This window comes from Pseudomonas sp. LBUM1645 (assembly GCF_059716185.1).
Genome location: NZ_CP166811.1, coordinates 986,959 through 1,006,149, shown reverse-complemented (window position 1 = coordinate 1,006,149; position 19,191 = coordinate 986,959). Strand labels below are relative to the sequence as shown.

At 59.1% G+C, this 19,191-nt stretch carries 21 protein-coding genes; 16 read left to right on the top strand and 5 right to left on the bottom strand.

Annotated features, from left to right (window positions below):
- Nucleotide 1: 1 nt before the first annotated feature.
- Nucleotides 2-961 carry a MerR family transcriptional regulator gene (locus tag ACA079_RS04330; RefSeq protein ID WP_497702677.1) on the bottom strand — a complete coding sequence of 320 codons (960 nt, stop codon included), beginning with the start codon at nt 959-961 and terminating at the stop codon, nt 2-4.
- A 210-nt stretch (nt 962-1,171) separates the two neighbouring features.
- Between ACA079_RS04330 and ACA079_RS04325 the strand changes: the two genes are divergently transcribed.
- The 11 genes from ACA079_RS04325 (at nt 1,172) to ACA079_RS04275 (ending at nt 9,867) form a co-directional block, all read left to right on the top strand.
- Nucleotides 1,172-1,750 (top strand): antibiotic biosynthesis monooxygenase, encoded by a 579-nt coding sequence (locus ACA079_RS04325; RefSeq protein ID WP_497702676.1) that lies wholly within the window; start codon nt 1,172-1,174, stop codon nt 1,748-1,750.
- 148 nt (nt 1,751-1,898) lie between these two features.
- Nucleotides 1,899-2,609, top strand: coding sequence for a dihydromonapterin reductase (gene folM / locus ACA079_RS04320; protein WP_497702675.1), 711 nt, complete (start codon nt 1,899-1,901; stop codon nt 2,607-2,609).
- A gap of 22 nt (nt 2,610-2,631) precedes the next feature.
- Entirely contained in the window at nt 2,632-3,192 is a 561-nt protein-coding gene (gene folE, locus ACA079_RS04315) for a GTP cyclohydrolase I FolE (protein ID WP_497632908.1), read from the top strand.
- A 2-nt stretch (nt 3,193-3,194) separates the two neighbouring features.
- The gene (gene folX / locus ACA079_RS04310; protein ID WP_129438421.1) at nt 3,195-3,566 is read left to right on the top strand and encodes a dihydroneopterin triphosphate 2'-epimerase; all 372 of its coding nucleotides are present in this window, start codon (nt 3,195-3,197) and stop codon (nt 3,564-3,566) included.
- A gap of 68 nt (nt 3,567-3,634) precedes the next feature.
- Complete coding sequence (locus ACA079_RS04305; RefSeq protein WP_008150700.1) at nt 3,635-3,931, top strand: DUF1244 domain-containing protein; 297 nt, start codon at nt 3,635-3,637, stop codon at nt 3,929-3,931.
- Nucleotides 3,924-4,262, top strand: a complete 339-nt coding sequence (locus ACA079_RS04300; RefSeq protein WP_033057919.1) for a HopJ type III effector protein — start codon at nt 3,924-3,926, stop codon at nt 4,260-4,262. Before ACA079_RS04305 ends, ACA079_RS04300 begins: the two co-directional genes overlap by 8 nt.
- 218 nt (nt 4,263-4,480) lie before the next feature.
- Complete coding sequence (locus tag ACA079_RS04295; RefSeq protein WP_497702674.1) at nt 4,481-5,731, top strand: 2-aminoadipate transaminase; 1,251 nt, start codon at nt 4,481-4,483, stop codon at nt 5,729-5,731.
- 131 nt (nt 5,732-5,862) lie between these two features.
- Nucleotides 5,863-6,837, top strand: coding sequence for an amino acid ABC transporter permease (locus ACA079_RS04290; RefSeq protein WP_415757906.1), 975 nt, complete (start codon nt 5,863-5,865; stop codon nt 6,835-6,837).
- Between the two features lie 60 nt (nt 6,838-6,897).
- Nucleotides 6,898-7,626, top strand: coding sequence for an amino acid ABC transporter ATP-binding protein (locus ACA079_RS04285; RefSeq protein WP_165353310.1), 729 nt, complete (start codon nt 6,898-6,900; stop codon nt 7,624-7,626).
- Nucleotides 7,627-7,672: 46 nt separating this feature from the next.
- Complete coding sequence (locus ACA079_RS04280) at nt 7,673-8,500, top strand: transporter substrate-binding domain-containing protein (protein WP_415757907.1); 828 nt, start codon at nt 7,673-7,675, stop codon at nt 8,498-8,500.
- A gap of 83 nt (nt 8,501-8,583) precedes the next feature.
- Nucleotides 8,584-9,867, top strand: coding sequence for an NAD(P)/FAD-dependent oxidoreductase (locus ACA079_RS04275; RefSeq protein ID WP_497702673.1), 1,284 nt, complete (start codon nt 8,584-8,586; stop codon nt 9,865-9,867).
- A 186-nt stretch (nt 9,868-10,053) separates the two neighbouring features.
- Here ACA079_RS04275 and trxB read toward each other — a convergent pair whose 3' ends face one another.
- Nucleotides 10,054-11,010 (bottom strand): thioredoxin-disulfide reductase, encoded by a 957-nt coding sequence (gene trxB, locus ACA079_RS04270; protein WP_033057935.1) that lies wholly within the window; start codon nt 11,008-11,010, stop codon nt 10,054-10,056.
- A gap of 316 nt (nt 11,011-11,326) precedes the next feature.
- On the opposite strand from trxB, the gene cysZ reads away from it, so the two are divergent.
- Together cysZ and ACA079_RS04260 are read left to right on the top strand one after the other, a co-directional pair.
- Nucleotides 11,327-12,079: a sulfate transporter CysZ gene (cysZ, locus tag ACA079_RS04265; RefSeq protein WP_415757910.1), complete on the top strand. Its 753-nt coding sequence runs from the start codon at nt 11,327-11,329 to the stop codon at nt 12,077-12,079.
- Between the two features lie 40 nt (nt 12,080-12,119).
- On the top strand, nt 12,120-13,319 hold the full coding sequence (locus ACA079_RS04260) for a glycosyltransferase family 4 protein (RefSeq protein WP_497702672.1): 1,200 nt from the start codon (nt 12,120-12,122) through the stop codon (nt 13,317-13,319).
- A 113-nt stretch (nt 13,320-13,432) separates the two neighbouring features.
- On the opposite strand, the gene ACA079_RS04255 is transcribed toward ACA079_RS04260, so the two are convergent.
- From ACA079_RS04255 to ACA079_RS04245, 3 genes are all read right to left on the bottom strand, one after another.
- Nucleotides 13,433-14,536, bottom strand: a complete 1,104-nt coding sequence (locus ACA079_RS04255) for an NADH:flavin oxidoreductase (protein ID WP_497702671.1) — start codon at nt 14,534-14,536, stop codon at nt 13,433-13,435.
- 186 nt (nt 14,537-14,722) lie between these two features.
- Nucleotides 14,723-15,205, bottom strand: a complete 483-nt coding sequence (locus tag ACA079_RS04250) for a glutathione peroxidase (protein WP_415773261.1) — start codon at nt 15,203-15,205, stop codon at nt 14,723-14,725.
- Nucleotides 15,206-15,329: 124 nt separating this feature from the next.
- Nucleotides 15,330-15,815 (bottom strand): FKBP-type peptidyl-prolyl cis-trans isomerase, encoded by a 486-nt coding sequence (locus tag ACA079_RS04245; RefSeq protein WP_007901600.1) that lies wholly within the window; start codon nt 15,813-15,815, stop codon nt 15,330-15,332.
- Here ACA079_RS04245 and ACA079_RS04240 point away from each other — a divergent pair.
- From ACA079_RS04240 to yihG, 3 genes are read left to right on the top strand one after another with little or no spacing between them, the layout of a single operon-like run.
- Nucleotides 15,784-16,122 (top strand): DUF3565 domain-containing protein, encoded by a 339-nt coding sequence (locus ACA079_RS04240; protein WP_497702670.1) that lies wholly within the window; start codon nt 15,784-15,786, stop codon nt 16,120-16,122. The two genes, ACA079_RS04245 and ACA079_RS04240, sit on opposite strands and share 32 nt — an antisense overlap.
- 60 nt (nt 16,123-16,182) lie before the next feature.
- Nucleotides 16,183-18,282, top strand: coding sequence for a phosphate acetyltransferase (gene pta, locus ACA079_RS04235; protein ID WP_497702669.1), 2,100 nt, complete (start codon nt 16,183-16,185; stop codon nt 18,280-18,282).
- A complete protein-coding gene (gene yihG, locus ACA079_RS04230) occupies nt 18,283-19,188 on the top strand; it encodes a 1-acylglycerol-3-phosphate O-acyltransferase, YihG family (protein ID WP_497702668.1) in 906 nt (301 codons plus the stop codon).
- Nucleotides 19,189-19,191 lie beyond the last annotated feature (3 nt).

The window sequence follows — 19,191 nt, the reverse complement described above, 5'->3', positions numbered from 1 at the left end:
TTCAAGTGTCCAGGTTGCCTGTCAGGAACTGTTTCAAACGCTGACGCATGACCAATCCTTCGTTACCCAGACATCCAATCGACGATCCAGCCAGGCTTTCCTGCACCAGATCGGACGCATCCCCCGCCAGCATCAACTGACAATCCAGGCTCAAAGCCAGGCGCTTCAATCGCCGTGGCAACTCTGGCGCAGGCGCTTGATTGGAAAACAACACCAGCGCCTGGGGTTTGACTCTTTCGCAGACCAGGGCCAATTCGTCGAATGGCTGACCGACAGCCAACACTTGAATAGCCGAATCGACACTGCTCAGAAACAGCGCCGTCACCAGCACTTCGAGTTCACGACACTGATCGTTCAAGGCGCAGACAATCACCCGTCGCGGCTGCAGGACACGTACCTGTAGCAGGCGTTGCAACACTCGAGAACGCAGAAAACCATCCAGGAAAAACCACTCACTGGCCTGACCGAACGCTTCATGGCGCTGCAGCAATTGCTTCCAGAGTGGAAGAAAAATGTCCTGAAACACGACAGTCAGGGGATAACTGGAAAAGATCTGTCCATAGACCTGCTCCAGTTGAACCTCGTCAAAGGCATTCACAACCGCCTGAACTTGTTGCTGCCATTGCGTGTAGTCAGCTTGCACGAGTTCATTCGGGATGATGTGCGACAGCGCCTGAAGCGGTGCAATCCTGGCCAGTATCTTGCCAACCTTACTGACAGCAACGCCGCGTTCGATCCAGCCAACGATGCTGCGGACACAATCGATATCGGTCATCGAATACAGTCTGTGCCCACTTTCGGTGCGCGCGGGCTGTATCAGCCCATAGCGGCGTTCCCATGCACGTAGCGTGACCGGGTTGACCCCGGTCAGGCGCGACACTTCGCGTATCGGAAACAGTTCCTCCTGTTCGAGAGGAATATCGGGCTGCAATACACGGACGACATCAGTCAGGACAGGCATTTTATAATTCTACGTCCATGTGTAAATTGGATCCCATTCTCCTCCCCTGCCCCCATACTATTCAAGACGTTGATAGCGACGAATTTCACTGACGTTCCAGGCAGAATCAGGAATAATCCTTGCTTGTTTAAAGACGTAGCCCACTACCCCGGCGCTGCGCCTGGCGAAACTCCTACCCGGAGCGACGCAATTGTCATACGGAGATACACAATGTCTACCTCACCCGTCACGCTGATGGTTGCGCGCCGCGTCGCCGATGGGCGTTATCAAGACCTGATCGCCTGGTTGCACGAAGGCGAACAACTGGCCACCGATTTTCCTGGCTACCTCGGTTCTGGCGTGCTCGCTCCGCCGCCCGACGATGACGAATTCCAGATTATTTTCCGCTTCGCCGACGAGCAGACGCTGCACGCCTGGGAGCATTCTGTTTCGCGCACCGCGTGGCTCGGCCGCGGCAGCGACTTGTTTGCCCATCCAACGGAACATCGGGTGAGCGGCATCGAAGGCTGGTTCGGCGCGGCCGGCCAGCGACCACCACGCTGGAAACAGGCGGTGGCGATCTGGCTGGCATTCTTTCCGGTTTCCCTGCTGTTCAACTTTGTCCTCGGACCGTTGCTGAGCGACATGGGTCTGCTGAGCCGGGTGTTCATCAGCACCTTGTGCCTGACCCCGCTGATGGTCTACTTCTTCATTCCTTTGTCGACCCGGCTGCTGGCCAGCTGGCTGAACACCACACCGCAACGGCCGCTGCCCGCCGAAACCTCCCCCCAGAACAGCTCGTCGTTGTAGGAGCAAGGCTTGCCCGCGATTGGGACAATTCGGTCATTCTGTGAAACCGCGTCATCGTTCATCGCGAGCAAGCTTTGCTCCTACGGGATAGAGGTGAATGCCTCTCGTCGCTGGTATAGTTTTGCTCTTACCGCGACGCGAGCCGTTCATGACCTCTTTCGTAGCTCCAATCCTCATCACCGGTGCCGGCCAACGTGTCGGCCTGCACTGTGCGCAGCGTTTGCTCGAGGATGGCCAGCCGGTGATCTTCAGCTACCGCAGTGAACGCCCCGGCGTGCAAATCCTGCGCGACCTGGGGGCGACCGCGGTGTTTGCCGACTTCTCCACTGAAGCCGGAATCTTCGCGTTCATCAGCGAACTGAAAAGCCACACCGACAGCCTGCGGGCGATTGTCCATAACGCCTCCGAATGGCTGGCCGAAACCCCGGACACCGACGCCACGGCCTTCACCCGCATGTTCAACGTCCACATGCTGGCGCCCTACCTGATCAATCTGCATTGTGTCGACTTGCTGCAACGCTCAAGCCCGGCGGACATCGTGCACATCGGCGACGACGTGACCCGCAGGGGCAGTAGCAAGCACATTGGCTACTGCGCCAGCAAAGCCGGGCTCGACAGCCTCACCCTGTCCTTCGCCGCGAAATACGCGCCGTCAATCAAGGTCAACGGTATCGCGCCTGCCCTGCTAATGTTCAACCCCGACGACGACGCGGCGTACCGCGCCAAGGCATTGGCCAAATCCGCGCTGGGCATCGAACCCGGCAGCGAAGTGATCTACCAGAGCCTGCGTTATTTGCTCGACAACCCTTATGTCACCGGCACGACCCTGACCGTCAACGGCGGACGGCACATCAAATAAGCGACCCCCGCGAGGATGTTCCATGACGTTATCCCTGTCCCAGAGCTATCGCGAAATCCTCATCGGCCTCGGTGAAAACCCCGACCGCGAGGGTCTGCAAGACACCCCGGTTCGCGCGGCAAAAGCCATGCAGTACCTCTGCCATGGTTACGAGCAAAGCGTCGAAGAGATCGTCAACGGCGCGCTGTTCGCTTCCGACAACGATGAAATGATCATCGTCGACAACATCGAGCTGTATTCGCTCTGCGAACATCACATGCTGCCCTTCATCGGCAAGGCGCATGTGGCTTATATTCCAACGGGCAAGGTGCTGGGCCTGTCGAAGATTGCGCGACTGGTGGACATGTTCGCCCGTCGCCTGCAAATCCAGGAAAACCTCACCCGGCAAATCGCCGACGCGGTGCAGCAAGTGACCGGTGCGGCGGGCGTCGCGGTGGTCATCGAAGCCAAGCACATGTGCATGATGATGCGCGGCGTCGAGAAACAGAATTCGACCATGAACACCTCGGTGATGCTCGGCGCCTTCCGCGAGTCGAGCAACACCCGCCAGGAGTTCCTGCAATTGATTGGACGGAGCAAGTAGCAATGCCACAACTTCAACCAGGAACGGCACGCATCCGGGTCAAGGACCTGTGCCTGCGAACCTTCATCGGGATCAACGAGGATGAAATCCTCAACAAGCAGGATGTGCTGATCAACCTGACCATCCTGTATGCCGCTCAGGAAGCGGTGCGTGACAACGATATCGATCACGCGCTGAATTACCGGACCATCACCAAGGCGATCATCGCCCACGTGGAAGGCAATCGCTTCGCCCTGCTCGAACGCCTGACTCAGGAAATTCTCGATCTGGTCATGGCCAACGAGTCGGTGTTGTACGCCGAGGTCGAAGTCGACAAGCCCCACGCCCTGCGTTTCGCCGAGTCGGTGTCGATTACCCTGGCCGCGAGCCGCTGACCGCGTCTGGCGCATTGTTCGTCAGACTTTTATCATCCGCGCCACGATTTGATTGCACAGAGCCCGCCATGACCGATCAACAACGCCTGGAACTCGAAGCCGCCGCCTTTCGCCGGCTGGTCGCCCACCTGGACAGCCGCAAGGATGTGCAGAACATCGACCTGATGAACCTCTCCGGTTTCTGCCGCAACTGCCTGTCCAAGTGGTACAAGGCCGCTGCCGACGAACGCCAGATCGAGGTCAGCCTCGATGACGCCCGCGAAGTGGTTTACGGCATGCCGTACGCCGAGTGGAAAGCCCAATACCAGCAAGAAGCCAACGCCGAACAACAAGCGGCGTTCGCCAAAGGAAAACCCAATGAGTGATTTGAATACCCTGCGCGCCAGCCTCAAGAGCGGCGAACACGTTTTTGCCGACACCCTGGCGTTCATCGCCGCCGGCTACGACTATCAGCCTCAGGCTTTCAACAACGGCGGCGTGGAAAACGCAGCCGGGCAGAACGAAGGCTCTTGCAAGACCCTGGGTCTGGCGCTGCTGGAAGGCTTGAGCGATGAAGAAGCGCTGCTGGCGTTCGGCGAGCATTACCGCTCGGTGGTGGCGACGCCTGAGGGCAGCGATCACGGCAATATCCGCGCGTTGATTGCTCATGGGTTGGCCGGTGTGAAGTTCTCGCAGCAACCCCTGACTCGCCGCTGATTCAAAATCAAAAGATCGCAGCCTCGTTTCACTCGACAGCTCCTACAGAGATCGTATTTCCCCGTAGGAGCTGTCGAGTGAAACGAGGCTGCGATCTTTTGACCTTCACCGCACATCCCGACTTTTAAGATTGACCCGGCAACTTTATTTCGTTTGCCGGGCACCGCTGCTCACGGCTTAGATAAAAAGAAGCATCCCTTCTTCAGAGTCAGGCATCCATGAGCAGCGAAACCATCAGTCAGTCGATCAACATCGTTCATCCCGTCACGCTCAGCCACGGCAAAAATGCCGAGGTCTGGGACACCGATGGCAAACGCTACATCGACTTCGTTGGCGGCATCGGTGTATTGAACCTCGGCCATTGCCATCCGCGCATCGTCGAGGCCATTCGCGAACAAGCCACCCGGCTGACCCACTACGCGTTCAACGCCGCTCCGCATGCGCCCTACATCGAACTGATGGATCGTCTCACCGCATTTATTCCGGTGGACTACCCGGTCAGCGGCATGCTCACCAACAGCGGCGCGGAAGCGGCGGAAAACGCCCTGAAGATCGTCCGTGGCGCCACCGGTCGCACGGCCGTCATCGCCTTCGACGGCGCCTTCCATGGTCGCACCCTCGCCACGCTCAACCTCAACGGCAAAGTCGCGCCCTACAAACAGAAAGTCGGCGTGCTGCCGGGTCCGGTTTTTCACCTGCCCTTCCCGAGCAAGGACAACGGCGTGACCTGCGCGGAGGCCCTGAAGGCCATGGACCGCCTTTTCAGCGTCGAGATCGACGTCGACGACGTCGCCTGTTTTATCGTCGAACCGGTGCAAGGCGAATCGGGCTTCCTGACGCTGGACGTGGAGTTCGCCCAAACGCTACGTCGCTTCTGTGATGAAAAAAACATCCTGCTGATCGCTGATGAAATCCAGTCTGGTTTCGGTCGCACTGGTGAGCGTTTTGCCTTCTCGCGACTGGGCATTGAACCCGATCTGATCCTGCTCGCTAAAAGCATTGCTGGCGGCGTACCACTGGGCGCGGTGGTCGGGCGCAAGTCGCTGCTCGACAACTTGCCCAAGGGCGGACTGGGCGGCACCTATTCAGGTAACCCGATTGCCTGCGCCGCAGCACTGGCAACCCTGGACGAGATGACCGATGCGAACCTGCACGCCTGGGGCTCGCAACAGGAAGAAGCCATCGTCAGCCGCTACGAGACCTGGCGCGCCAACAAGCTTTCCCCGTTTCTGGGCCGCTTGACCGGCGTTGGCGCGATGCGCGGTATCGAACTGATCAATCCCGACGGCACACCGGCCTCGGTGCAACTGACGCAGCTGCTGGCGCTGGCACGAGACGCCGGTTTGCTGCTGATGCCCAGCGGCAAGTCGCGCCACATCATTCGGCTGCTGGCACCACTGACCACCGAGGCATCGGTGCTGGAGGAAGGGCTGGATATCCTCGAGGCCTGCCTGGCGAACCTTTCCTGAAAAGCAAACTACGATCAGGGACTGACATAGCGAATTATGTTCGCTTGTAGTCCCCGATTTTGCGTCGCAATACTGGCCAAATACCCCTTTTACCAAGCGAGATCACTACCACCTACAAGCCTGAGGCATTCATGTATCACGACAATATAATTTATAAAAAAAAGTCCAATGATCCTCAATTCCTGCTTGGCGTAGCCGTGGTGCTGTTTCTCGGCTCCTACCTGATGAACCTGGGTAACAGCGCCCTCAGTCATTTCCTGCATCCACTGTTGGGCAATGCCCCGGACAGCCTGACCGCTCGCAATATCGCCATCGGCCTGGCGATTGCCGCACTGGGCACGCTGAACTTTCACGTCCTCGGACGCTTGAAATTCAAAGTGCAGACCACCGTGGTATGGATCGAACTGCTGATTCTGTTCCTGGCGTTCTTCGACACCTTCGACCTCTCTTACAGCTTCATCCTCGACAAGATCGGCTTCCTGATCATCCAGGGCGCTGCAACCACGCTGTACATATCCGCCATCGCGATTGTGATTGCCTTCGTGTTGGCGTTGATCGGTGCGGTGGCCAAGCTGTCGAACAACGGCTTGGCCAATGCCATCGCCTCGTTCTATACCTCGTTTTTTCGCGGTGTTCCGCTGCTGATACAGATCTACCTGATTTACCTCGGACTGCCGCAACTGGGTTATGTGGTGGACGCAGTACCGGCCGGCATCCTCGCGTTGTCGCTGTGCTACGGCGCCTACATGACCGAGATTTTTCGTGCGGGCATCCAGAGCATTCCGGTGGGTCAGTGGGAAGCCTCACGAGCCCTCGGCATCAGCCCGCTCAAGACCCTGAGCCGGGTGATCATGCCGCAAGCCTTGCGGGTGATCATCCCGCCCACCGGCAACCAGTTCATCGCCATGCTCAAGGACAGTTCGCTGGTGTCGGTGATCGGCGTCTGGGAACTGATGTACCTGGCCAAGACCCAGGGCCGCGCGGACTTCCGCCACCTGGAAATGCTGATCACTGCCGCGATGATTTACTGGGCCCTGTCGTTCATCCTCGAACGGGTGCAGGCGCGGATCGAAAAACGGGTCAACCGATCCATCGCAAGGGGCTGATGCGTGATGACTACGGCAGAACGAATCGACCTGGCACCTGTTGCGCAGACCAGTCCTTCGATGATTTCCATCATCGGTTTGAACAAGTGGTACGGCGACTTTCACGCGTTGCGCGATGTCGACCTGAACGTCGCCGCCGGCGAAATTCTGGTGGTGTGCGGGCCATCGGGTTCGGGCAAGTCGACGATGATTCGTTGCATCAACCATCTGGAGAACTTCCAGAAAGGCCACATTCAGGTCAACGGCATCACCCTCACCAGCGAGGCAGAAAGTGTCAGCGCGGTGCGCCGGGAAATCGGCATGGTGTTCCAGAGCTTCAACCTGTTCCCACATTTAAGCGTGATGGACAACCTGACCCTGGCCCCGCAACTGGTGCAAGGCGTGTCATCTGCCGAGGCGAAAAAGCGCGCTCAGGTCTACCTGGAGCGGGTGCGAATTGCCGAACACGCTGACAAGTACCCTTCGCAACTGTCCGGTGGCCAGCAGCAACGCGTGGCGATTGCCCGGGCGCTGTGCATGAACCCCAAAGTGATGCTGTTCGACGAACCCACCTCGGCCCTCGATCCGGAAATGGTCCACGAAGTGCTGGACGTGATGGGCGAGTTGGCCACCGACGGCATGACCATGATTTGCGTGACCCACGAGATGGGTTTTGCCAGCAAGGTTGCCGATCGTGTGCTGTTCATGGACCAGGGCCAAGTCATCGAACAAGCCACCCCTTCCGAGTTTTTCAACAACCCGCAAACCGAACGCGCACAGAAATTCCTGTCACAGATCATTGGTCACTGAGCACCGCTTTGCCCCTTCATAACAATAACGATAAGTGGAGATGGACATGGTCAGCAAAAAACACGTAATCGCAGCCGCAATGTCGCTGGTGTTCGTCGGCGCCGCCAACGCCGGAGCCGTACTGGACAAAATCCAGAGCAGTAAAACAATGACCGTCGCCACGTCGGCGACCTGGCCACCCCAAGGGTTTATCAACGACAAGAATGAAATCGACGGGTTTGATATCGATGTTTCCAAGGAGATCGCCAAGCGTCTCGGCGTCGAGGTCAAGTTCATTACCCCCGATTGGGACGTGATCACCGCCGGCAAGTGGAACGGGCGCTGGGACATGTCCGTGGGCTCGATGACCGCCACTAAAAGTCGCGCGCGAATTCTCGACTTCCCCGCGACCTATTACTACGTGCCCTACGTGTTTGCGGTACACAACAAATCCACACTCACTGACCACAAAGCGCTCAATGGCAAAACGATCGGTGTCGAAGGCGGCACCACGTCCGAGGATTACCTGAACCAGGCGCTGGCCATCGAAGCGACTGACATGCCGCCCGTCGCCTACGACGTACAGACCAAAAAGATGAAAACCTATGCCGGCTCCCTTGGACCATTGGATGACTTGCGACTGGGCGACGGCGTTCGTCTAGACGGCATTCTCACTCAGCGCAGCACGCTGGAAGCGGCCATCAAGAAAAACTACCCGCTGCGTGCCGTCGACAATGGCGTGGTGTTCTACGAACCCCTGGCCATTGCCACCGACAAGGGTGACGCGGAATTGAAGGCCAAGCTCGGTGAAATCATCGGCGCGATGCACAAGGACGGCACGCTGACCAAGCTGTCGACCAAGTGGTACGGCGTGGATTATTCGACCGTCAAATAACCCCGCCCACTGTGGGAGCAAGCTCGCTCCCACAAAGGCCAGGTGTTCGCTTAAATGACCGGCAACCTATCAAGGATCGACCCATGTCCTTCCCCACCACCTGGTATTCCCAAACTTCGCTACCCCGCGCGACCAGGCCCGAACTGAGCACTGACGAAACTTGCGACGTCTGCATCATCGGCGCCGGGATCGCGGGCCTTACCGCCGCCCTGGAGCTGACCCGGCGCGGCAAACGCGTGATCATCCTCGAAGCCCAACAAGTCGCCTGGGGCGCGTCCGGTCGAAATGGCGGCGTGGTCTCGCCGGGCTGGGCTGAAGGGTCGGGAGCGATCCGCAAGAAACTGGGACTGGAACAGGCCAGGGCGCTGTTTCAAATGTCGGTCGAGGGCGTGGAGATTGTCCGTCGCAACATCGCCGAACTGGCACTGCCCGGCTGCGATCCATCCGCCGGCACGATTCGGGTCAAGCGTTACGACGACAGTGCTGGTGTGAAAAACCACATCGAGAGCATGCGCCGGGACTTCGGCTATGAACTCAACTACCTCGACACCCCTCAGGTCCGCGAGCGGGCCCACACCCTGCGTTATTTCCAGGGCATCGAGGATCCGAAGGCGTTGCACTTTCACCCGCTGAATTATTGCCTGGGGCTGGCCCTCGCTATCGAAGCGGCGGGAAGCCGGATTTTCGAACAATCAAAAATGCTGGCCTGGCGTCGCGACGGCGCCGACAAAATTGTCCAGACCGCCAACGGCACCGTGTGCTGCCAGGACCTGGTGTTCTGCGCCGGCGGCTACGGCGGCCCGGAGTTGCAAAAACTCAGCCGCGCCTACCTGCCCATCGCAACCTATGTGGTGCTGACCGAACACCTGGGCGACTCGATCAAAAACGTCCTCGACTCCGGCGCCGCGTTCTCCGACGACCGTCGCGCCTCGGACTACTACCGCGTGGTCGAAGGCGATCGCCTGCTCTGGGGCGGACGCATCACCACCCGCAACGAACAGAACGAAAAGGCCCTCGCCACCATGCTCAAGGCCGACATGGTGTCGGTCTATCCACAACTGGCCCCGGTCAAAATCGAATTGGCCTGGTCCGGCCTGATGGGTTACTCCACCAACAAGATGCCCAACCTGGGATTGCTCGAACCGGGCGTCTGGGCCTGCACCTCGTTTGGTGGCCATGGCTTGAATACCGGCTCGATTGGCGGCAGGGTCATCGCCGAAGCGGTGTGCGGGGAAAGTGCGCGTTATCAGCTGTTCAAACCGTACCTGCTGGACTGGAACGGCGGACCGTTCGGACGGATTGCCGCCAATGCCATCTATCAATCGTTGAAGGTCATGGACTTCGTCCAGGAGCGGTTTCGCGGTTGATCAGCCAATGCGAAAACCTGTGGGAGCGAGCTTGCTCGCGATAGCGATTTATCATTCAACATTGATGTCGACTGGTACACCGCTATCGCGAGCAAGCTCGCTCCCACAGGTTCTTTGATAGGCAGCTAAATCGTGGGCACAAAAAAACCGGCCGAGACCGGTTTTTTCATCGCTACGAAATCAGAATCAAGCGTTCTGCAGGTCGTCGAGGTAGCGCTCGGCGTCCAGTGCCGCCATGCAGCCAGCGCCGGCCGAGGTGATGGCCTGACGGTAAACGTGGTCAGCCACGTCACCGGCGGCAAAGATACCTTCGAGGCTGGTGGCAGTGGCGTTGCCGTCACGGCCGCCCTGCACAACCAGATAGCCGTCTTTCAACGTCAGCTGACCTTCGAACAGCGAAGTGTTCGGGGTGTGGCCGATGGCGATGAACACGCCGTCGACTGTCAGCTCGTCGAAGCTGCCGTCGTTGTTCTTCAGGCGGGCACCGGTCACGCCCATGTTGTCGCCCAGGACTTCGTCCAGAGTCGAGTTCAGCTTCAGCTCGATTTTGCCTTCGGCAACCCGGGCATTCAGCTTGTCGATCAGGATCTTCTCGGCGCGGAAGGTTTCGCGACGGTGGATCAGGGTGACCTTGCTGGCGATGTTGGCCAGGTACAGCGCCTCTTCAACAGCGGTGTTGCCGCCACCGACCACGGCCACTGGCTTGTTGCGGTAGAAGAAACCATCGCAGGTCGCGCAGGCCGAAACGCCTTTTCCCATGAACGCTTCTTCCGACGGCAGACCCAGGTAACGAGCGCTGGCGCCGGTGGCGATGATCAGCGCGTCGCAGGTGTAGGTCGCGCTGTCGCCGGTCAGGGTGTACGGCTTGGCAGCGAAGTCCACGGCATTGATGTGATCGAAGACGATTTCGGTTTCAAAGCGCTCGGCGTGCTCTTTCATGCGGTCCATCAGCGCCGGGCCGGTCAGGCCGTGGACGTCGCCAGGCCAGTTGTCGACTTCGGTGGTGGTGGTCAGTTGACCGCCGGCTTGCATGCCGGTGATCAGCAGTGGCTTGAGGTTGGCACGGGCGGCATAGACCGCGGCGCTGTAACCGGCAGGGCCGGAACCGAGAATAATCACTCGCGAATGACGGACTTCAGACATGACCTGCTCCTGTTAACCGGCCCGGTATACCTGGCGCGGAACGCCGGGTTGCCGGCGGGAATAAAAAAGGACCGTTGAAAGCACTTGGGGAAGGCTTGAGCTCGACAGTCCTGTAAAAAGTATGGGGTGCAGCGTATCGAGGGGGCGAAGATTAAGGAAATACGGTTTAACAATCCAGCTCATAGGCGGTCTCTATCCCATCACGATGGATACATAGGCGCCTTTGTTACAGTTAATGTCGATGCTGCTACCGCGCTTTCACCCGTAAGACAAAGCCGGTAAGGTCGGCGCGTTTCCCCTTTGCTCGGAGCACGTTATGCCCGCCCCCGTTCTGTCCGGCCCGCAATACCTGCGCGAAGGCCTCAAGCTGGTCCTGAGCCCAAGCCTGCGTTTGTTTGTGCTGTTGCCGCTGGTGATCAACCTGGTGCTGTTCGTCGGATTGATCTATCTGGCCAGCCATCAATTCAGCCTGTGGGTCGATACGTTGATGCCGTCCCTGCCCGACTGGCTGAGTTTTCTCAGTTATGTCCTCTGGCCGTTGTTCGTGGTGCTGGTGGTGTTGATGGTGTTCTTCACCTTCACCATGCTCGCCAACATCATCGCTGCACCATTCAACGGCTTCCTCGCGGAAAAAGTCGAAGTCGTGGTGCGCGGCACTGACGACTTCCCGTCCTTCAGTTGGGGCGAACTGATCGAAATGATCCCCCGCACCCTGGCCCGGGAAATGCGCAAGCTCGGCTACTTCCTGCCGCGCGCCATCGGGTTGTTCATCCTCTCGTTCATTCCGGTGGTTAACATCATCGCCGCGCCGCTGTGGCTGCTGTTCGGGGTGTGGATGATGGCGATCCAGTACATCGACTACCCGGCGGACAACCACAAACTCGGCTGGAATGAGATGCTCGCCTGGCTGCGCGAGAAGCGCTGGCAGAGCATGAGTTTCGGCGGCAGTGTTTATCTGGTGCTGCTGATTCCGGTGGTCAACATCCTGATGATGCCGGCCGCCGTGGCGGGTGCGACCTTGTTCTGGGTGCGTGAACGCGGCGCGGAAAATCTGGTAGTCCAGCGCTGATTCGGTCACAAATTCATCATCCCACCGTCACACTGACGACATGGCCTCAGCCGACACTGAGGTCATGACGACAGCTCTGCATATCACTCTGATCACCGAAACCTTCCCTCCCGAAATCAACGGAGTGGCCAATACCCTCGGCCGCTTGTGCGACGGCTTGCGCGCGCGCGGGCATCAGGTCGAACTGGTACGGCCACGACAGGGTTGCGATCAGCAGTTGGGCAGCGACGATGGGTTGTTGCTATGTCGGGGCTGGCCGCTACCGGGTTATCCCGGCTTGCAATGGGGTCAGTCGTCGATGCACAAGCTGCTGCGGCGCTGGAAACGTCATCGACCGGACGTGCTGTATATCGCCACGGAAGGACCGCTGGGATTGTCCGCGTTGCGTGCGGCGCGGCGCTTGGGGATTTCGGTGGTCAGCGGCTTTCACACCAATTTCCAGCAGTACTCCAGTCAGTATGGGCTTGGACTGCTAACGCGATTGCTGACCCACTACCTGCGCTGGTTTCACAATCGTTCGACGCTGACCCTGGTGCCGAGCGTGAGTCAAAAAATGGAACTGGAGCGCCGGCATTTCGAACGTTTGGCGTTGCTGTCGCGTGGGGTCGACAGCCAGTTGTTTCACCCGACCAAGCGGATTAACGCCCTGCGTGAGAGCTGGGGGTTGGGTAACGACGACATCGCTGTCATCCACGTAGGACGTCTGGCACCGGAGAAAAATCTGGGCCTGCTCAAGCGCTGCTTCGACGCACTGAAAGCCACTTATCCACAGCGCGAAATTCGGTTGATTGTGATTGGCGACGGCCCGCAACGAGCATCATTTGAGAAAGAACTGCCCGAGGCGATTTTCTGTGGCTCACAACGCGGCGAAGCCTTGGCCAGTCACTATGCGTCGGGGGATGTATTTCTGTTTCCGAGCCTGACCGAAACTTTCGGCAACGTGGTGCTTGAGGCACTGGCTTCGGGTTTGGGTGTGGTGGCTTACGATCAAGCGGCGGCGGCTCAGCACATCCGCCATGGCTACAACGGCGTACTGGCGATGCCGGGGGACGAAGAGGCGTTCTGCGATGCGGCGTGTTGGCTGCTGGAGGAGCGCGAAACCTTGCGCTGCGTGCGGCTCAATGCGCGCCAACATGCGAGTCGCCAGGGCTGGGCAGCGATTATCGAGCAGTTTGAAGGGCAGTTGCGCGGGGCTTGTATGCAGGGGCAAACCATACCCGATGCAGCGTTTTTGCCTTAAAAGCATCGCGGGCAAGCCTTGCTCCTACGGTTTTGTGTCGATTCACACATTTGTATTCGACAAAGAACCGTAGGAGCAAGGCTTGCCCGCGATAGCGTCAGTGCAGTCGCCGCTTAAACAAGCGTCATCAACGCCTCACGGCTGAACGGCAGGATGTCTTCTTCACGGCCGTCACGCACTTTCTGCGCCCAGTCCGGGTCCACCAGCAGCGCACGACCTACCGCCACCAGATCGAACTCATCATTGTTCAGACGCTCCAGTAGTTTTTCCAGGCTGGCCGGCTGCGCGATCTTGTCGGTGTTGACCATGAACTGCAGGAACTCGCCATCCAGGCCGACGCTGCCCACCGTGATGGTCGGCTTGCCCGTGAGTTTGCGGGTCCAGCCGGCCAGGTTCAGCTCGGAACCGTCGAACTCCGGCTCCCAGAAACGGCGCGTCGAGCAGTGGAAAATGTCCACGCCGGCGTCGGACAACGGCTTGAGGAATTCACCCAGTGCCTCCGAGGTTTGCACCAGACGCGCGGTGTAATCCTGCTGCTTCCACTGAGAGAAACGGAAGATGATCGGGAAACCCTCGCCGACCGCAGCACGCACCGCCTGGATCAGTTCAATGGCGAAACGCGAACGGTTAGCCAGGCTGCCGCCGTATTCGTCGGTGCGCTGGTTGCTGCCTTCCCAGAAGAACTGGTCCACGAGGTAGCCGTGGGCACCGTGGATTTCCACGCCGTCCATGCCGATGCTCTGGGCATCTTTGGCGGCCTGGGCAAATGCGGCGATCACGTCCTGGATATCTTGCTGGGTCATGCCGTGAACCACGACCTGACCGTCCTTCAATTTCTCCGACGGGCCGTAGCCCGGCACGCTGGCGTCTGGCTCGGTGCCGATGCGGCGCACGCTGCCGACATGCCACAGCTGCGGAACGATCTTGCCGCCTTCAGCATGAACCGCGTCGACTACTTTTTTCCATCCGGCCAGCGCCGCTTCGCCGTAGAAATGCGGCACGTTCGGGTAACCGTTGGAAGCCTTGTGGCCGACGGTGGTGCCTTCGGTGATGATCAGACCCACACCCGCAGCGGCGCGACGACGGTAGTACTCGATCACTTTGGAATTGGGAACGCCACCCGGCGAAAACGAACGGGTCATCGGCGCCATGACGACGCGGGTCGGCAATTCGAGGGTGCCGAGGTGGAACGGTTTGAACAGGGCTTTGACGGGCATGGGACGCTCCACGGGACATAGACTTTATGACGGCGATAATATGGAGAGTGCCAAGCATTGAACAGCACTATTGATTTAAGTGATTAAGGATTAGAAACGAAAAGATCGCAGCCTGCGGCAGCTCCTACAGGGGAATGTGTACACCCGTAGGAGCTGCCGCAGGCTGCGATCTTTTGATCTTTCTCTTTAGCTCAGCGCTTTTTCGATCGCATGAACGACAGACGGATCATCTGGCGCCGTGCGCGGCGAGAACCGCGCCAGCACGCGACCATCCTTGCCCAGCAGGAATTTTTCGAAGTTCCAGGTAATGTCACCCGGGAATTCAGCACCCTCGCCCGCCAGCAGACGGTACAGCTGATGACGATCGTGACCGTTGACTTCCAGCTTGCTGGACAACGGAAAGGTCACGCCATAGTTGAGGCTGCAGAAATCCTGGATCTCTTGTTCGGTACCCGGTTCCTGCCCGGCAAACTGGTTGCACGGCAGGCCGAGTACGCTGAAACCTTTGTCCTTGTATTGCTGGTAAAGGTTTTCCAGCGCCGCGTACTGTGGGGTCAAGCCGCATTTGGAGGCAACGTTGACCACCAGCACGACACGCCCCTTGAAAGGCGCCAGCGGTAGCTCCTGACCATCCAGGGCTGTCAATTTAAGGTCGTGAAAAGCACTCATGACGAACTCCAAATTCCCGTGTTCTTCTCGAAACAGCCACTTGGCGGTGTCACCAAGGACAGCCGCGGACTAAAAAAGGCGCCCCTCGGGCGCCTCTCCAGTTCTCTGAGCTTAGCGCAGAAAATCAGTGGTGATGGCCACCTTCGCCATGGACGTGACCATGAGCGATTTCTTCCTGGCTGGCATCACGGATGTCGATGATCTTGACCTGGAAATTCAGGCGCTGACCGGCCAACGGGTGGTTGCCGTCGACGGTAACATCGTCGCCGTCCAGATCGCGAATGGTGACGATCTGCATCTGGCCGTCCGGAGCGGATGCGTGGAACTGCATGCCCACTTCCAGTTCGTCGACGCCTTCGAACATGCTGCGGCTCAACGTGCTGACCAGTTCGGCAGCGTATTCGCCGTAAGCATCTTCAGGTTCAACGGCTACGGTCAGCTCGTCGCCGACTGCTTTGCCTTCCAGTGCCTTTTCCAGGCCCGGGATGATGTTACCTGCGCCTTGCAGGTAGACCAGCGGCGCGCCGCCGGCGGAGCTGTCGATGACCTCACCAGCGTCGTTGGTCAGGGTATAGTCGATGGAGACAGCCTTATTGGCGGCGATCAGCATGGGGCGAGACCTTTTGCAAAAGAATGAAGAATGGCCAAGTTTAGCGAAGCAATCGCCCGAAAGCGAACACAACCCGGACAGACGGGTGGCGGCGAAAGGCTCAACGGTCACAGGCTTCCATCAGGATGAGGACGGGCACTGGGTGGCCGAGCTTTCCTGCGGTCACACCCAGCACCTGCGCCACCAGCCACCATGGCAATCGCGCGCCTGGGTCCTGGACCCCGCGCAACGTATTGAAAAAATAGGCCAGCCCTTTGATTGCGGTTGGTGCGCACAAGGCTCGGTTAGCGATAACCTTGGCGACTGAATTTCGGTAAACGGCCAGACATAGGTCGTCACCATTGCCATGCACCTTTAGAGAATCCGCATGCAAACTTTTTTTATCGCGCCCACCGATTTTGGTGTGGGTCTGACCTCCATCAGCCTCGGGCTGGTGCGTACCCTTGAGCGGGCCGGCCTCAAGGTCGGCTTTTTCAAACCGATTGCCCAGCCGCATCCGGGTGACACCGGGCCTGAACGGTCCACTGAACTGGTGGCGCGCACTCACGGTTTGAAACCGCCTCAGCCGCTCGGTCTGGCGCACGTCGAGCGCATGCTCGGCGACGGTCAGCTGGATGAGCTGCTCGAAGAAATCATCACCCTTTATCAGCAGGCGGCAGTCGGCAAGGATGTGCTGATCGTAGAAGGCATGGTCCCGACCCGCAGCGCCAGTTACGCCGCACGGGTCAATCTGCATTTGGCGAAAAGCCTCGACGCCGAAGTGATCCTGGTCTCGGCACCGGAAAACGAAGTGCTGACCGAGCTGTCCGGCCGAGTGGAATTGCAGGCGCAATTGTTCGGCGGTCCGAAAGACCCGAAAGTCCTCGGCGTGATCCTTAACAAGGTCAAAACCGATGAAAGCATGGAGGCTTTCGCTTCGCGTTTGAAGGAACACTCACCGTTGCTGCGCAGTGGCGATTTCCGTCTGCTGGGTTGCATCCCGTTCCAGCCGGAATTGAACGCCCCGCGCACTCGCGACGTTGCCGACCTGATGGGCGCGCAGATTCTCAATGCCGGCGATTACGAAACCCGGCGAATGACCAAAATCATCATCTGCGCCCGCACCATGCGCAACACCGTGGAGCTGCTCAAGCCCGGCGTGCTGGTGGTAACGCCCGGTGATCGCGACGACATCATCCTCGCCGTCAGCCTCGCCGCCATGAATGGCGTGCCGCTGGCCGGCCTGTTGCTGACCAGCGACACCCTGCCCGACCCGCGCATCATGGACCTGTGCCGTGGCGCCTTGCAGGCGGGCCTGCCGGTGTTGTCGGTGAGCTCTGGCTCCTACGACACCGCCAACCAATTGAACGGTTTGAACAAGGAAATCCCGATCGACGACCGCGAGCGCGCGGAGATCATCACCGATTTCGTTGCCAGCCACCTCGACGCCAAGTGGCTGCACCAACGCTGCGGCACGCCACGGGAAATGCGCCTGTCGCCCGCCGTGTTCCGTTATCAATTGATCCAGCGCGCCCAGGCTGCCAACAAACGCATCGTCCTGCCCGAAGGCAGCGAGCCGTTGACCGTGCAAGCCGCGGCGATCTGTCAGGCGCGCGGCATTGCCCGTTGCGTCTTGCTGGCGAAACCGGCAGACGTCGAAGCCGTGGCTCGCGCCCAAGGCATCGAGTTGCCGCCGGGACTGGAAATCCTCGACCCGGACCTGATCCGCGAGCGCTACGTCGAGCCGATGGTTGCCCTGCGCAAAACCAAAAGCCTCAACGCACCGATGGCCGAGCAGCAACTGGAAGACACCGTGGTGATCGGCACCATGATGCTGGCGCTGGATGAAGTCGATGGCCTCGTCTCCGGGGTCATTCACTCCACCGCCAACACCATCCGCCCGGCCTTGCAGCTGATCAAGACCGCGCCGGGCTGCACGTTGGTGTCGTCAGTGTTCTTCATGCTCTTCCCCGAGGAAGTGCTGGTCTACGGCGACTGCGTGATGAACCCGCACCCGAGCGCCAGCGAACTGGCAGAGATCGCGCTGCAAAGCGCCGACTCGGCAGCCGCATTCGGCATCACCCCACGCGTGGCGATGATCAGCTACTCCAGCGGTGAATCGGCCAGCGGTGAAGAAGTCGAGAAGGTGCGCGAAGCGACGTTGCTCGCCCACGAACAACAAAACTCGCTGCTGATCGACGGCCCATTGCAATACGACGCCGCTGCCAACGAAACCGTTGCCCGGCAACTGGCGCCGAACAGCCAGGTCGCCGGTCGCGCCACGGTATTCGTGTTCCCCGACCTCAATACCGGCAACACCACCCACAAAGCCGTGCAGCGCAGCGCCGACTGCGTCAGCCTCGGGCCGATGCTGCAAGGCCTGCGCAAACCGGTGAACGACCTGCCGCGCGGCGCGCAAGTCGACGACATCGTCTACACCATCGCGTTGACCGCGATTCAAGCTGCCAACCGACCTTTGGATCTTTAAATGCTGGATTCCCTACCTGCACCGCTGCGAGGCATTATTGCCTCGCTGCTGTTGGCACTGAACACGATTGCCTGCTGCACACCGCTGTTCATCGTGGCGATTTTCAAACTGCTATTGCCCTTCCCCGCCGCCCAGCGTTTTACCGATTGGCTGATGAGCCATATCCACGAAGCCTGGATCAGCAACAACAAAGCGTGGATGGACTTGCTCGGACACACGCGCTGGAAACTCAGCGGCCTGGAAGGTCTGGACTACCAGCACTCGTATTTGATCACCAGCAACCACCAGAGCTGGGTCGACATCATGGTGTTGCAATACGTGCTGAACCGGAAGATTCGCCCGCTGAAGTTCTTCCTCAAACAGGAACTGATCTGGGTCCCGGTGATTGGCCTGGCGTGGTGGGCGCTCGGCTTTCCATTCATGAAGCGCTACTCCAAGGCCTACCTGGAGAAACACCCGGAGAAGAAAGGCAAAGACCTGGCGACCACCCGCAAGACCTGCGACAAGTTCCGCCATAACCCGGTGGGGATTTTCAACTTCGTCGAAGGCACGCGCTTCACCGACGGCAAGCATGCCCAGCAGAAATCGCCGTTCAAGCATCTACTCAAGCCCAAGGCTGGCGGCATTGCGTTTGTACTGGATGCCATGGGTGAGCAGCTGGAAGCCATCGTCAACGTGACCATTCACTACCCGGCCGGGCGTCCCGGTTACTGGGATCTGCTGTGCGGGAACGTGAAGGACGTGGTGGTGCACTTTCAGGAGCTGAAGATTCCGCCGCAGTTCATCGGCAAGAACTACGACCAGGACGGCGAGTATCGATTGCAGTTTCAGGGCTGGATCAACCAGTTGTGGCAGGACAAGGATGCGTTGCTTGCACAGATGCACCGCGAGTATCCGAGGACATAAGAT

What these genes read in the sequence shown, in the direction of transcription:
- ACA079_RS04305 (WP_008150700.1), top strand. Translation starts at nt 3,635, where the DNA reads ATGACCGATCAACAACGCCTGGAACTCGAAGCCGCCGCCTTTCGCCGG.
- ACA079_RS04330 (WP_497702677.1), bottom strand. Translation starts at nt 961, where the DNA reads ATGCCTGTCCTGACTGATGTCGTCCGTGTATTGCAGCCCGATATTCCT.
- ACA079_RS04285 (WP_165353310.1), top strand. Translation starts at nt 6,898, where the DNA reads ATGATTTCCATCATCGGTTTGAACAAGTGGTACGGCGACTTTCACGCG.
- folM (WP_497702675.1), top strand. Translation starts at nt 1,899, where the DNA reads ATGACCTCTTTCGTAGCTCCAATCCTCATCACCGGTGCCGGCCAACGT.
- ACA079_RS04290 (WP_415757906.1), top strand. Translation starts at nt 5,863, where the DNA reads ATGTATCACGACAATATAATTTATAAAAAAAAGTCCAATGATCCTCAA.
- folX (WP_129438421.1), top strand. Translation starts at nt 3,195, where the DNA reads ATGCCACAACTTCAACCAGGAACGGCACGCATCCGGGTCAAGGACCTG.
- ACA079_RS04240 (WP_497702670.1), top strand. Translation starts at nt 15,784, where the DNA reads ATGGAGACAGCCTTATTGGCGGCGATCAGCATGGGGCGAGACCTTTTG.
- cysZ (WP_415757910.1), top strand. Translation starts at nt 11,327, where the DNA reads ATGCCCGCCCCCGTTCTGTCCGGCCCGCAATACCTGCGCGAAGGCCTC.
- trxB (WP_033057935.1), bottom strand. Translation starts at nt 11,010, where the DNA reads ATGTCTGAAGTCCGTCATTCGCGAGTGATTATTCTCGGTTCCGGCCCT.
- ACA079_RS04260 (WP_497702672.1), top strand. Translation starts at nt 12,120, where the DNA reads ATGGCCTCAGCCGACACTGAGGTCATGACGACAGCTCTGCATATCACT.
- ACA079_RS04245 (WP_007901600.1), bottom strand. Translation starts at nt 15,815, where the DNA reads ATGCTGATCGCCGCCAATAAGGCTGTCTCCATCGACTATACCCTGACC.
- pta (WP_497702669.1), top strand. Translation starts at nt 16,183, where the DNA reads ATGCAAACTTTTTTTATCGCGCCCACCGATTTTGGTGTGGGTCTGACC.
- ACA079_RS04325 (WP_497702676.1), top strand. Translation starts at nt 1,172, where the DNA reads ATGTCTACCTCACCCGTCACGCTGATGGTTGCGCGCCGCGTCGCCGAT.
- folE (WP_497632908.1), top strand. Translation starts at nt 2,632, where the DNA reads ATGACGTTATCCCTGTCCCAGAGCTATCGCGAAATCCTCATCGGCCTC.
- ACA079_RS04255 (WP_497702671.1), bottom strand. Translation starts at nt 14,536, where the DNA reads ATGCCCGTCAAAGCCCTGTTCAAACCGTTCCACCTCGGCACCCTCGAA.
- yihG (WP_497702668.1), top strand. Translation starts at nt 18,283, where the DNA reads ATGCTGGATTCCCTACCTGCACCGCTGCGAGGCATTATTGCCTCGCTG.
- ACA079_RS04250 (WP_415773261.1), bottom strand. Translation starts at nt 15,205, where the DNA reads ATGAGTGCTTTTCACGACCTTAAATTGACAGCCCTGGATGGTCAGGAG.
- ACA079_RS04300 (WP_033057919.1), top strand. Translation starts at nt 3,924, where the DNA reads ATGAGTGATTTGAATACCCTGCGCGCCAGCCTCAAGAGCGGCGAACAC.
- ACA079_RS04280 (WP_415757907.1), top strand. Translation starts at nt 7,673, where the DNA reads ATGGTCAGCAAAAAACACGTAATCGCAGCCGCAATGTCGCTGGTGTTC.
- ACA079_RS04295 (WP_497702674.1), top strand. Translation starts at nt 4,481, where the DNA reads ATGAGCAGCGAAACCATCAGTCAGTCGATCAACATCGTTCATCCCGTC.
- ACA079_RS04275 (WP_497702673.1), top strand. Translation starts at nt 8,584, where the DNA reads ATGTCCTTCCCCACCACCTGGTATTCCCAAACTTCGCTACCCCGCGCG.